The sequence below is a fragment of the Janthinobacterium sp. SUN137 genome (assembly GCF_030587265.1).
Classification (GTDB): domain Bacteria; phylum Pseudomonadota; class Gammaproteobacteria; order Burkholderiales; family Burkholderiaceae_D; genus Janthinobacterium; species Janthinobacterium kumbetense.
The window spans coordinates 373733-386663 of sequence record NZ_JAPWHZ010000003.1; the positions used below are offsets into that span (position 1 = coordinate 373733).

General features: G+C 62.2%; 10 protein-coding genes. 5 read left to right on the plus strand and 5 right to left on the minus strand.

Annotated elements, in window-relative coordinates:
• Positions 1-25: 25 nt before the first annotated feature.
• The 4 genes from carB to O3298_RS16645 all read right to left on the minus strand — a co-directional run bounded on the left by carB (position 26) and on the right by O3298_RS16645 (position 6101).
• Positions 26-3256, minus strand: coding sequence for a carbamoyl-phosphate synthase large subunit (gene carB, locus O3298_RS16630; RefSeq protein ID WP_099664494.1), 3231 nt, complete (start codon positions 3254-3256; stop codon positions 26-28).
• Complete coding sequence (carA, locus tag O3298_RS16635; protein ID WP_099664495.1) at positions 3249-4427, minus strand: glutamine-hydrolyzing carbamoyl-phosphate synthase small subunit; 1179 nt, start codon at positions 4425-4427, stop codon at positions 3249-3251. The genes carB and carA overlap by 8 nt, the downstream gene beginning before the upstream one ends.
• Positions 4428-4722: 295 nt before the next feature.
• A complete protein-coding gene (locus tag O3298_RS16640) occupies positions 4723-5130 on the minus strand; it encodes a heme-binding protein (protein ID WP_034786036.1) in 408 nt (135 codons plus the stop codon).
• A 59-nt stretch (positions 5131-5189) separates the two neighbouring features.
• Positions 5190-6101, minus strand: coding sequence for a patatin-like phospholipase family protein (locus tag O3298_RS16645; RefSeq protein WP_289911558.1), 912 nt, complete (start codon positions 6099-6101; stop codon positions 5190-5192).
• A gap of 238 nt (positions 6102-6339) precedes the next feature.
• Here O3298_RS16645 and O3298_RS16650 point away from each other — a divergent pair, with 238 nt between their 5' ends.
• The 5 genes from O3298_RS16650 to O3298_RS16670 all read left to right on the plus strand — a co-directional run bounded on the left by O3298_RS16650 (position 6340) and on the right by O3298_RS16670 (position 11677).
• Positions 6340-6783 carry a hypothetical protein gene (locus O3298_RS16650; RefSeq protein WP_251351222.1) on the plus strand — a complete coding sequence of 148 codons (444 nt, stop codon included), beginning with the start codon at positions 6340-6342 and terminating at the stop codon, positions 6781-6783.
• Between the two features lie 119 nt (positions 6784-6902).
• Positions 6903-7565, plus strand: coding sequence for a hypothetical protein (locus O3298_RS16655; protein WP_305060033.1), 663 nt, complete (start codon positions 6903-6905; stop codon positions 7563-7565).
• 14 nt (positions 7566-7579) lie between these two features.
• Positions 7580-7849, plus strand: a complete 270-nt coding sequence (locus O3298_RS16660; protein WP_289915755.1) for a barstar family protein — start codon at positions 7580-7582, stop codon at positions 7847-7849.
• Between the two features lie 352 nt (positions 7850-8201).
• Positions 8202-9908, plus strand: a complete 1707-nt coding sequence (gene leuA, locus O3298_RS16665) for a 2-isopropylmalate synthase (RefSeq protein WP_099664506.1) — start codon at positions 8202-8204, stop codon at positions 9906-9908.
• A gap of 167 nt (positions 9909-10075) precedes the next feature.
• Positions 10076-11677: a methyl-accepting chemotaxis protein gene (locus tag O3298_RS16670; protein ID WP_305060034.1), complete on the plus strand. Its 1602-nt coding sequence runs from the start codon at positions 10076-10078 to the stop codon at positions 11675-11677.
• A gap of 5 nt (positions 11678-11682) precedes the next feature.
• On the opposite strand, the gene egtB is transcribed toward O3298_RS16670, so the two are convergent.
• The gene (gene egtB, locus O3298_RS16675) at positions 11683-12924 is read right to left on the minus strand and encodes an ergothioneine biosynthesis protein EgtB (protein WP_305060035.1); all 1242 of its coding nucleotides are present in this window, start codon (positions 12922-12924) and stop codon (positions 11683-11685) included.
• Positions 12925-12931: the final 7 nt, after the last annotated feature.

Here is a 12931-nt window from a genome sequence, read left to right on the forward strand (position 1 = left end):
CTAACGGCGGCCACTGCAAACGCACTTAGTTCAAGGTCTTGTGCAGACCTTGCAAATCGTACACACGCAGCTCATCCAGGTGGCGGATGCCTTCGACGGCCGCTTCCGCGCCGGCGATGGTGGTGTAGGTCGTCACGCGCGATGCCAGGGCCGACGTGCGGATGGCCCGCGAATCGACGATGGCGCTGCGCTTTTCTTCCACGGTGTTGATCACCAGCACGATTTCATGGTTCTTGATCATGTCGACCACGTGCGGGCGGCCTTCGATCACCTTGTTCACTGGCGTGACGGCGATGCCGGCAGCAGCGATCACGGCGGCGGTACCCTTGGTGGCGACCACGGTGAAGCCGGACTCGACCAGGTCACGCGCCACTTGCACGGCGCGCGGCTTGTCCGACGCTTTCACGCTGATGAAGACCTTGCCCGATTTTGGCAGGTTCACGCCGGCGCCCAGTTGCGATTTCACAAACGCTTCGCCGAACGTCAGGCCCACGCCCATGACTTCACCCGTCGATTTCATTTCAGGGCCTAGGATGGTGTCCACGCCAGGGAACTTGACGAACGGGAACACGGCTTCCTTGACGCTGAAGTATGGCGGCACGACTTCCTGCGTGATGCCTTGCGACGCCAGCGACTGGCCAACCATGCAGCGCGCGGCGATCTTCGCCAGTTGCAAGCCGGTGGCTTTCGAGACGAAAGGCACGGTGCGCGAAGCGCGTGGATTGACTTCCAGCACGAAGACGACGTCTTTCAGCTGGCCATCGATCTCTTGCTTCTGGATCGCAAACTGCACGTTCATCAGGCCGACCACGTTCAGACCCTTGGCCATCAGCGCCGTCTGGCGTTTCAGTTCTTCAATGGTTTCCGGTGCCAACGAGTATGGTGGCAGCGAGCAAGCCGAGTCGCCCGAGTGGACGCCAGCCTGTTCGATGTGTTCCATCACGCCGCCGATGAACGTCGTTTCGCCGTCGGAGATGCAATCGACGTCGCACTCGATGGCGTCGTTCAGGAAGCGGTCCAGCAGCACCGGCGAATCGTGCGAAACCTTGACGGCTTCGCGCATGTAGCGCTCGAGGTCGCGCTGCTCGTGGACGATTTCCATGGCGCGGCCGCCCAGCACGTACGATGGACGCACGACCAGCGGGTAACCGATTTCCTGCGCCAGCGCCAAAGCGTCGGCTTCCGTGCGCGCGGTGCGGTTAGGCGGCTGGCGCAGTTCCAGCTTGTGCAGCATTTGCTGGAAACGCTCGCGGTCTTCGGCCGCATCGATCATGTCGGGCGAGGTGCCGATGATCGGTACGCCATTCGCTTCCAGGTCCAGCGCCAGTTTCAATGGCGTCTGGCCGCCGTACTGCACGATCACGCCTACCGGTTTTTCGATGGCGACGATTTCCAGCACGTCTTCCAGCGTCAGCGATTCGAAATACAGGCGGTCCGAGGTATCGTAGTCGGTCGAAACGGTTTCTGGGTTGCAATTGACCATGATGGTTTCGTAGCCGTCTTCGCGCATGGCGAGGGCCGCGTGGACGCAGCAATAGTCAAACTCGATACCCTGGCCGATACGGTTCGGGCCACCGCCCAGCACCATGATCTTTTTCTTGTCGGTCGGATTCGATTCGCACTCTTCGTCGTACGTGGAATACATGTACGCCGTGTCGGTCGAGAATTCCGCCGCGCACGTGTCGACGCGCTTGTAGACGGGACGGATGTTCAGCGCATGGCGCTGCTGGCGCACGGCCGTGTCGGTCGTCTGCAGCAGGAAGCCCAGGCGGCGGTCCGAGAAGCCCTTCTGTTTCAACTTGTACAGGGTGTTCTTGTCCAGGTTTTCCAGCTTCTGCGTATCGAGCCACAGTTCCAGGTCGACGATCTCCTTGATCTGGATCAAGAACCATGGGTCGATCTTGGTCAGGTTGTGCACTTCTTCCAAAGTGAAACCTTGCGCAAACGCATCGCCCACGTACCAGATGCGCTCAGGACCAGGCTCGCCCAGTTCTTCTTCGATCTTTTCGCGGTCCTTGGTCTTTTCATTCATGCCGTCCACGCCCACTTCCAGGCCGCGCAAGGCTTTCTGGAACGATTCCTGGAAGGTACGGCCGATGGCCATCACTTCGCCGACGGATTTCATCTGCGTCGTCAGGTGGTGGTCGGCGGTCGGGAATTTCTCGAACGTGAAACGGGGGATCTTCGTGACGACGTAATCGATCGACGGCTCGAACGAAGCCGGCGTGGCGCCGCCCGTGATTTCATTGCGCAGCTCGTCCAGGGTGAAACCGACGGCCAGCTTGGCGGCGATCTTGGCGATCGGGAAACCCGTCGCTTTCGATGCCAGGGCCGACGAACGCGACACGCGCGGGTTCATCTCGATGACGATCATGCGGCCATCGACGGGGTTGATCGAGAATTGCACGTTCGAGCCACCCGTGTCGACGCCGATCTCGCGCAGCACTGCCAGACTGGCATTGCGCATGATCTGGTATTCCTTGTCCGTCAGGGTTTGCGCTGGCGCAACCGTGATGGAGTCGCCCGTGTGCACGCCCATCGGGTCGAGGTTTTCGATCGAGCAGATGATGATGCAGTTGTCCGCCTTGTCGCGCACCACTTCCATCTCGTACTCTTTCCAGCCCAGCAACGATTCTTCGATCAGCAACTCTTTCGTCGGCGATGCTTCCAGGCCGCGCTTGCAGATGGTTTCGAATTCTTCTTCGTTGTAGGCGATGCCGCCGCCGGAGCCGCCCATGGTGAACGATGGACGGATGATGGTCGGGAAGCCCAGGGTGCGCTGCACGGCCCACGATTCTTCCATCGAGTGCGCCACGCCGGAACGGGCCGAACCGAGGCCGATCTTGGTCATCGCGTCCTTGAACTTGGAACGGTCTTCCGCCTTGTCGATGGCTTCCGGCGACGCGCCGATCAGCTCGACGTTGTATTTTGCCAGCACGCCATTGTTGAACAGGTCCAGCGCGCAGTTCAGCGCCGTCTGGCCGCCCATCGTCGGCAGGATGGCGTCAGGACGCTCCTTGGCGATGATGCGTTCAACGACCGACCAGGTGATCGGTTCGATATAGGTCACGTCGGCCATTTCCGGATCTGTCATGATGGTCGCAGGATTGCTGTTGACCAGGATGACTTTGTAGCCCTCTTCGCGCAGGGCCTTGCACGCTTGCGCGCCGGAATAATCGAATTCGCAGGCCTGGCCGATCACGATCGGGCCAGCGCCAATAATCAGAATACTTTTGATATCTAAACGTTTAGGCATTTTTCTTTTTCTCCTCCGCAGCCATCAAGTTGATGAAGCGGTCAAACAGGTAAGCAACATCCATCGGGCCCGGCGACGCTTCAGGGTGGCCCTGGAAGCAGAAGGCCGGCTTGTCCGTGCGGGCAAAGCCCTGCAGGGAGCCGTCGAACAGCGATTCATGGGTCACGCGGCAGTTCGCGGGCAAGGTTGCCGCGTCGACTGCGAAACCGTGGTTTTGCGAGGTAATCAAGACCTGTTTCGTTTCCAGGTCTTGCACCGGGTGGTTGGCGCCGTGGTGGCCGAACTTCATCTTCAGCGTTTTCGCACCGGAAGCCAAAGCCATGATCTGGTGGCCGAGGCAGATGCCGAAGGTCGGGATGCCCTTCTCGATCAGTTCCTTGGTCGCCGCAATCGCGTAGTCGCACGGTTCCGGGTCGCCGGGGCCGTTCGACAGGAAGATGCCGTCCGGATTGAGCGCCAGGGCGTCGGCAGCCGTCGCTTGCGCGGGCAGCACGGTGACTTTGCAGCCGCGCGCCGTCAGCATGCGCAGGATATTGCGCTTGACGCCGTAGTCGAAGGCGACCACGTGGTATTTCGCGTCCGCGTCGGCCAGCTGGCCATAGCCTTCGCCCAAGGTCCATTCCGTTTCGCGGTACTCGTAGGCGTCCTTGCTGGACACGACCTTGGCCAGGTCCATGCCGGCCAGGCCGGGGAAGGAGCGGGCCAGTTCCAGCGCTTGCGCGGCGGATGGCTCGTTGCCTTGCGTACCGACGAGGATGGCGCCGCCCTGCGCACCTTTTTCACGCAGGATGCGCGTGAGCTTGCGTGTATCGATGCCGGCGATGGCGACGATATTTTCAGCTTTCAGGTAATCGGACAGGGAGAGGGTGGAACGGAAACTGGATGCCAGCAATGGCAGATCGCGGATGATGAGGCCAGCGGCGTGAACCTTGGAAGATTCGACGTCTTCCGGATTGACGCCCGTATTGCCGATATGCGGATAGGTCAGGGTGACCATCTGGCGGCAATAGCTTGGGTCGGTAAGGATTTCCTGATACCCGGTCATCGAGGTGTTGAAAACGACCTCGCCCGTGGTATGACCGGCGGCACCGATCGAAAAACCTTTAAAGATCGTTCCATCAGCAAGCGCTAATATGGCTGGAACGGCAGGGCCAGAAAAAAATGGCGGCAAGGGCAACTCCTGATAAAGTTACCGTAGCTGCGCCACGTCAGACCGACCGCCTAGATACCCGAGCCAGATGCACTCAGGGTGTTTCAACGGTCATTTTGAATGAGGGGATGGGTAGTCGCTACGGTATATGTGTGATTGGCTAAACCTTTGAATTATAACCAAAAGGAAGCTTTTCCACAAGGAAGAAAACTCGGAATCGGTGGCATTTTTTTGCGCAGCAGCATAAATCCCCCGCCCCATGAAAAAAGCCGCCCGGCTTGCGCGGGGCGGCTTATTCTGCAACTGCGGCTACTACTTAGGCCGTCAGGGCGGCAATGCCCGCTTTCGCGATTTGCGCGTCCTCGGCGGACTTGACGCCCGAGACGCCGACGGCGCCCACGTAGTGGCCGTCGAACACGATGGGCACGCCGCCTTCCAGCAAGCCGTCGATTTCCGGTGCGCTCAGGAACGAGACGCGGCCGCCGTTGATCATCTCTTCATAGATGCGCGATTCGCGGCGGCCCAGCGCGGCCGTCTTGGCTTTCGATGGGGCGATGTGCGACGAGATCGGCGCCACGCCATCCATGCGCTGCAGCCACAGCAGGTGGCCGCCGTCGTCGACGATGGCGATCGTGACCGCCCAGTTATTCTTGACCGCTTCCGCTTCGGCGGCGGCAGCGATTTTCTTTACGTCGTCCAGGGTCAAAATCGGTTTCGATTGCATGGTGCATCCTTGTTATGTTGAATCAAAATTGTATACGAAATGCGCAGCAGCGCTATCCCCTACTGCTCGCGCTTGGCTTTCAGCTTTTGCTTGAGCTGCGCCATGACGGCAAAGGTCGCCTGCTCGCCCGCCAGGATCGCCTGGTTGCGGCTGTTGAAATCATTGCCCTTCATGGTTCCCAGGCTGGGCTGGATCACCACGTCCGCATCCTTCAGCTCGAACTGGTTGATGCGCTGGCCCATGATGGCGAAGGTCTGCATCAGCACTTCCATCGAGCTGATTGCCTTTTGCGTATCCGTTTGCGACGAAATATTCACGGCGATGATGAAATCGGCGCCCATGTCGCGCGCGAAGCGCACGGGCACGGGAGCGACGAGGCCGCCATCGACATAGGTGTGGCCGGCGATCGTCACGGGCTGGAACACGCCCGGCACGGCCGACGAGGCGCGCACGGCCATGCCGGTGTTGCCACGCTGGAACAGGATCGGCTGGCCATTTTTCAGGTCGGTCGCCACCACGCCAAACGGAATTTTCAGTTTTTCCAGCGGCACGCCGCCCACGGCCTTGTTGACATAGCTTTGCAGCGCTTCGCCCTTCAGCACGCCGGACGACTTGCCGAACAGGGGCAAGGCCCAGTCGGAAATGGCCGCCTCGTCCATGTCGAACGCCATCTTTTGCAAGGCGAAGCCGGAGTTGCCCGCCGCATACATGGCACCCACCACGCTGCCGGCGCTGGTGCCCGTGACGATGTCCGCGTTGATGCCCTGCGATTCGAGCGCCTTGATCACGCCGATGTGCGCGAAACCGCGCGCCGCGCCGCCGCCCAGGGCCAGGCCGATCTTGATCTTGCGCGGCGTGACGACGATGGGCTCGGGTGGCGTCAATACCTGGATAGGTTTCGGGGCGGTGGTTTCGCAGCCGGCCAGCGCAAAGGCGGCCAGGGCAAGCAGGGTCAGGCGTTTAGGGAACATGGTGGAGAATGAGAACCGCGCGCGGCAGTGGCAACAAAGGAGAGCCGATTGTAGCGCAAGCGGGGCCGCCCGCACTGAAGGCCGCCTTAAATGTTAATAAATAACAAGATTCCGAATCGTGCGCGCCACTGCGGCTGCTAGACTGGCGCCTGGCTTACCGCATCATTAATGTTGTTTTTAATATAATCAATTGCGCGCACCAGCCTGGCGCCGCAAGCCAACCTATATTGATCGGCTTATGAAAACAGACCTGTTACGCCTCATCGCCCATCCATGCCTGCTCGTTGCCGCCCTGCTGGGTGCGGCCGGCGCCAACGCCGTCGCGGCGACGCAGGGTGCCAATAACATCGCGGAGAAAATGGCGGGCTTTACCTGTACGGGGAACTTGCAGATGCCCATGGATCCGGGGGAGCACACGATAGCACTCAGCTTTGACGCCCCCGACCAGCACGGGGCGCAAGGCACCCTCATGGTTGACGAGCGCGGCAAGGCGAGCAACTTCTACGACTGCCGGCAAAGCGGCGACAACCTGGCGTGCACATATGACGCGGGACCGGCCAGCGGCCCGCTGACCATGCGCTTTAGCGGCAAATTGAAGGAGGTAAAGGGCGAGATCAATTCCCCGTTCGAAAACAGCGCCACCATGCACTTTTCCGCACGCTGCCAAAAATCGGCGCAGTAGCCGCCAACCCTCCGGCGTCGCAGCGTCCGATGTATTGCTCAACCCTGCTTGCTCAGCCCTGCCCCTGGCCTGGCAGGCAGTCAACCTATAAACTCTTCTCACTCGCCGAATCACAGAACATGTCCGACGCATATCAATTTTCCGACAGCCGCGCCCTGAGCGACCCGTTTACCCAACAGCTATCGCAGCAGCCGCCCGACGGCGCCCTCGCCTGGCTGACCGCCATCCTCGTCACGCAGGCGCCCGCGCTGCGCTCGTCGAACGCCGCCTTGCTGGCCTACACGGGCAATCCGGCCGCCCTCGCCTGGATCGACGCCAATGTGGGCTCGCCCGTGGCGGGACAATGGGGCGTGGCGGCGGCGCTGCTGGGCACGCCGTGGCCGCGCATCCTGGACTGGCTGCGGCGCGGCGGCCCGCACCGGCTGATGGCGCTTGACACCTTGCTCGCCTACCGCAAGCCGGCCGTCAATATGTCGCCGCTGGAACAGATCGCCGCCCCCGTGCTGCCGCAGGCGCCCGCGCGCGCCGACCTCGACGCCGCGCTGGCCGCCTGCCTGGCCGCCTCGGCGACGCCGCGCATCCAGGCGGCCGTCAACTCGATCCAGCAGCATGCGGACGACATCCTGCGCGGCGGCCCGCGCGGCGTGGCCGTGGCCGACTTGCCGCGCCTGTATCTGGACCCGGCGCCATTCCAGGATGCGTCCGCTATCCTGGAACGGCACGAAACGGTGGTCGCCGGCATGCGTGCCAACCTGCAGAACTTGCTCAAGGGAATAGTGTGAAGAGACCAACCCTTGTGTCAATCGACTTGAGCGATATCAACTCGCCACGCCAGCTGCACGCGGCGCTGGCCGCCGCACTGGGTTTTCCTTCCTTCTATGGCATGAACTGGGATGCTTTCCACGATGCCATCACGGGCCTGGTGGACATGCCGCAACAACTGGAGCTGCGCGGCTGGCCAGCCTTCGCCGCGCGCCTGCCCGACGAAGCGACCATCCTGCAGCGCATCCTGGCGCGCATGGCGCAAGATGCGCCGGACGGGGCGGCGCACGTGCATTACGTGTAGAACGGAAACGCTTGACAGCCCCGCCTGATTTCCCGTACATTAAGTGCATGTCCTCCTTCAAACATTCATCCCCTTCCCTGCTGTCGCTATCGCGACTACTACTAGCACGCGCATAAGTTTGCCGCATTGCTTCGCCTGGCCACACGCCGGCGTGTTTCAAAAACCCTGGAAGGTTTGATGATGTTTGCACCATCCCCATTCGTACACGTAATCCCCACTGCGACAGCCCCCGCTGGCATCGTCGCTGCACTGCTATCGCTACCGATCGCTTGCCTGGCCTAGTGTTGCGTGGCCGCCCGGCAAGCTTGCGCCACAACCATTGATTTCCCCCTATCTTCAGGAGTACCCGATCATGATGTTGCAAAACCCAGCTTCCAAATACCGCGCCTTTCCTCCCGTCAAATTGACCGACCGTCAATGGCCGAACCAGATCATCAGCAAACCGCCTATCTGGATGAGCACCGACTTGCGCGACGGCAATCAGTCGCTGATCGAGCCGATGAGCGCGGAAAAGAAGCTGCGGTTCTTCGACATGCTGATCGCCATCGGCCTGAAAGAAATCGAAGTGGGTTTCCCATCGGCATCGCAGACGGATTTCGATTTCGTCCGCAAGCTCGTCGATGAAGGCCGCATCCCGGACGACGTCACCATCATCGTGCTGACCCAGTCGCGCGAAGAGCTGATCCGCCGCACGGTGGAGTCCGTCGTCGGCGCCAAGCGCGCCATCGTCCACCTGTACAACTCCGTGGCGCCCGTATTCCGCAAGGTCGTGTTCGGCATGTCGCGCGAAGAAATCACGAATATCGCCACCACCGGCACCACCCTCGTGAAGCAATTGGTGGCGCAGCATCCGGAAACGGAATGGGGTTTCGAATACACGCCGGAATCGTTCTCCACCACGGAACTCGATTTCTCCAAGCATATCTGCGACGCCGTCAGCGCCATCTGGAAGCCGACCCCGGCCAACAAGATGATCATCAACCTGCCATCGACCGTGGAATGCAGCACGCCCAACGTGTATGCGGACCAGATCGAATGGATGTCGCGCAAGCTGGCCCGCCGCGATTCCATCATCATCAGCGTGCACCCGCATAACGACCGCGGCACGGCCGTCGCGTCGGCCGAGCTGGCCGTGATGGCGGGCGCCGACCGCGTGGAAGGCTGTTTGTTCGGCAACGGCGAGCGCACCGGCAACGTCGACCTGGTCACCCTGGCGATGAATTTGTACACGCAGGGCGTGCATCCGGGCCTGGATTTCTCCGACATCGATACCGTGCGCAAGTGCGTGGAAGAGTGCAACCAGTTGCCCGTCCACCCGCGCCACCCGTATGCGGGCGACCTCGTGTTCACGGCCTTCTCCGGTTCGCACCAGGATGCGATCAAGAAAGGTTTCGCCAAGCAAGAAGCCGGCGCCATCTGGGAAGTGCCGTACTTGCCGATCGACCCGGCCGACCTGGGCCGCAGTTACGACGCCGTGATCCGCGTCAACAGCCAGTCCGGCAAGGGCGGCATGGCGTACTTGCTGGAACAGGAATACGGCCTGGTCTTGCCGCGCCGCCTGCAGATCGAATTCTCGCGCGCCGTGCAAGCCGTGGCCGACGCCACGGGCCGCGAAATCGCCGCGCAGGATATCCACGACATCTTCCAGCGCGAATACCTGGAGCAGACGGCGCCGTACGCCTACGCTTCGCACCGCATGGTGGAAGACACGAGCAGCGACGAATCCGTGCAGATCGACATCAGCCTGTCGCACCGCCAGACGCCGCTGGCCCTGCAAGGCGGCGGCAACGGTCCCATCGACGCCTTCGTCAATGCGCTCGGTCTCGACATCAAGCTGATGGATTACCATGAGCATTCGATCGGCTCCGGCGCCAATGCGCAAGCGGCTTGCTACGTGGAATTGCGCCTCGACAACGGCCCGACCCTGTTCGGCGCCGCCATCGACAGCAATATCGTCACCGCCTCGTTCAAGGCCGTGCTGTCCGCCGTGAACCGCCGCATCGGGCAAACGGAAGCCGAAAAAACAACAGCGGCCGACGTGGCTGCCAGCGCTGCCTAAGCAATTTCGGCGCGCTCCAGAGGGAGAAAAAGCGGTACGGCTTGATCGCCGTGCCGCTTTTTCATTTCTATTGGGCAATTAGTAGTGCAAATCAGGTATCACCAGCCGTATAATTGTTTCATAACAAGACCACCGGAGACAGATCATTAGCTACCGAGGGAATCAGTATGAAATTAACGGATATGAAGATAGGCGTGCGCCTGGGTGCCGGTTTTGGCGTGGTGCTGCTGCTGATGGCAGTGCTGGTGGGCACGGGCCTGCTGCGCCTGGATAAGATCGGTGCGCTCAGCGAAGCCATCATCGAAAAAGACTGGGCCAAGGCCGACGCCATCGCCACCATCCGCAGTACCACGCGTTCGAACGCGGCACTGGTGCTGGAACTGTTCATCCATGAAGATCCTGCCCGCGCCAACGCCATCCACGGCGAAATCGACGCCAACAAGGCCACCATCACCGATGCGCTGGTCGTGCTCGACCGCCTGATCGTGCTGCCTGAAGGCAAGGAACTGCTGGCCACGCTGAAGCAACAGCGCAAGGCCTATGTCGTGTCGTTCAGCCAGGCCGACAAGCTGCTGGTGGCGGGACAGCGCGCGGAAGCGGCCGTGCACGTGCGCGACGATACCCTGCCCGCCCTGAACCAGCTGCAAAAGACGGTGAACCACCTGAATGAAATCCAGCGCGGCGTGGTCGTGCATGGCGGCCAGCAAATCAAGCAGAATATTTCCGCAGCCAATGTGCTGATGGCCAGCCTGGGCACGGCCGCCCTGCTGCTGGGCGTGCTCTTTGCCTGGTGGGTCACGCGCTCGATCACCACGCCGATCGCGTATGCCTTGCGCGTGGCGCAAGCCGTGGCCGGAGGCGACCTGAGCAGCAAAATCGTGGCCGACGGCAAGGATGAAGCGGGCCAGCTGCTGCAGGCGCTGCGCGACATGAACACCAACCTGGCCACCCTGGTGGGCCAGGTGCGCGGCGGCACGGGCACGATCGCCGTGGCGTCGAGCCAGATTGCCAGCGGCAATGCCGACCTGTCGGCCCGCACGGAAGCGCAAGCGAGCGCGCTGGAAGAGACGGCCTCGTCGATGATCGAAATGACGGGTACCGTGCGCAGCAACAGCGACAATGCGCGCCAGGCCGACAGCCTGGCACGCTCGGCATCGGCCATCGCGCAGCGCGGCGGCTCGGCCATGGCGGAAGTGATCGGCACCATGGACGCCATCAATGCCTCGTCGCGCAAGATCGTCGACATCATCGCCGTCATCGACGGCATCGCCTTCCAGACGAATATCCTGGCCCTGAACGCGGCCGTCGAGGCGGCACGGGCCGGCGAACAGGGACGGGGCTTTGCCGTCGTGGCTTCCGAAGTGCGCAACCTGGCGCAGCGCTCGGCAGCGGCCGCCAAGGAAATCAAGGAACTCATTGCCGACTCCGTCAGCCGGGTCGACCAGGGCGCACAATTGGTCAGCCAGGCGGGCGCGACAATGGATGAAGTGGTGGCCAGCGTGGGCCGGGTCAGCGCCATCGTCGGTGAAATCAGCGTCGCCAACCACGAGCAAAGCGAAGGCATCGAGCAAATCAATGCGGCCATCATGCAGATGGATCAGACGACGCAGCAAAACGCGGCCCTGGTCGAGGAAGCGGCTGCGGCGGCGGCAGCCATGCATGAACAGGCGGGCGACCTGGAAACCCTCGTCAGCCAGTTCAAGCTGGAACAGAGCGCCGGTGGCCAGGCGCCAAGCCGCCCTGCCCCGTCCGTTCCGCGCCTGCACTAAGCCGCTTATTCCACCTGGCGCGCCAGGCGGATGCCGGAAAATTGCCAGCGCGCACCGGCCGGGAAGAAATTGCGGTAGCTGGCGCGCGCATGGCCGGCCGGCGTGGTGCACGACGAACCGCGCAACACGTATTGATTCAGCATGAACTTGCCGTTGTATTCGCCGAGCGCCCCGGGCGCCGTGCGGTAGCCCGGATACGGCGCGTAGCTGCTGCTGGTCCACTGCCAGCAGTGGCCGAACATTTGCCGCAGTCCTGTTCCCGGCGCGCCGGCGGCCGGATGCAGCTGGCCCGTTTCCACGGCGACGCCTTGCGCCGCCACTTCCCACTCCGCTTCCGTCGGCAGGCGCGCGCCAGCCCAGTGCGCATAGGCGTCCGCCTCGAACAGGGACAGGTGCGTGGCCGGCGCCTGGAGATCGAGCGGCCGCAAGCCGAACAAGGTGAATTCCTGCCAGCGGCCGGCGTCATCGCGCTGCCAGTACAGCGGGCATTGCAACTGCCCGCTGCGCACCCAGTCCCAGCCTTCGGCCAGCCACAGGTGCGCCGTGCGGTAGCCGCCCGCCTCGATGAAGGCGAGATAGTCGCCATTCGTCACCAGCGCGCTGGCCAGTTCGAACGGCGCCACGTATTGCGGATGGCGCGGCAATTCATTGTCAAAGCAAAAGCCGTCGCCCGCATGCCCGATCTGCGCCAGGCCGCCGTCGAAGGCGAGCCAGGCCGTGGGCTGCGCGTGTTCTTGCGCTGGCGTAAGCCCGTTGTCCCCGCGCTCCAGGTAGGCGGGAAACAGGGCGCTCTGCGCCAGCAGATGCTTGACATCCGTCAACAGCAACTCCTGGTGCTGCTGCTCGTGCTCGAGCCCCAGCGCCAGCAGCATGGTCAGCCGTTCGCGCTCGTCGCGCGCCAGTTCGCCCGCCAGCAGGCGCGCGATGCGCGCATCGACGTTGGCACGGTAGGCGCGCACGACCTCCATGCCGGGGCGCGTCAGCAAGCCCCGCTGGGCGCGCGGGTGTTTCTCGCCCACGCCGTTGTAATACGAATTGAACAGCACGCGGAAGGCCGGGTGGAAAGGCGCGAACGCCGCTTCCATGCTTTCCAGGATAAACGTTTCGAAAAACCAGGTGGTATGCGCGAGGTGCCATTTCACGGGACTGGCGTCCGGCATCGATTGCGCGCCGCAATCCTCGTCGGACAGGGGTTCGGCCAGCCGCAGAGAATGCTGGCGCACTTGATGGTAATGATCGATCAGCATCGTCGCC

Excerpts from the sequence above, each read along its gene's own strand:
- O3298_RS16655 (WP_305060033.1), top strand. The coding sequence starts at position 6,903 with ATGTCCGACGCATATCAATTTTCCGACAGCCGCGCCCTGAGCGACCCG.
- O3298_RS16670 (WP_305060034.1), top strand. The coding sequence starts at position 10,076 with ATGAAATTAACGGATATGAAGATAGGCGTGCGCCTGGGTGCCGGTTTT.
- egtB (WP_305060035.1), bottom strand. The coding sequence starts at position 12,924 with ATGCTGATCGATCATTACCATCAAGTGCGCCAGCATTCTCTGCGGCTG.
- O3298_RS16645 (WP_289911558.1), bottom strand. The coding sequence starts at position 6,101 with ATGTTCCCTAAACGCCTGACCCTGCTTGCCCTGGCCGCCTTTGCGCTG.
- leuA (WP_099664506.1), top strand. The coding sequence starts at position 8,202 with ATGATGTTGCAAAACCCAGCTTCCAAATACCGCGCCTTTCCTCCCGTC.
- carB (WP_099664494.1), bottom strand. The coding sequence starts at position 3,256 with ATGCCTAAACGTTTAGATATCAAAAGTATTCTGATTATTGGCGCTGGC.
- O3298_RS16650 (WP_251351222.1), top strand. The coding sequence starts at position 6,340 with ATGAAAACAGACCTGTTACGCCTCATCGCCCATCCATGCCTGCTCGTT.
- O3298_RS16640 (WP_034786036.1), bottom strand. The coding sequence starts at position 5,130 with ATGCAATCGAAACCGATTTTGACCCTGGACGACGTAAAGAAAATCGCT.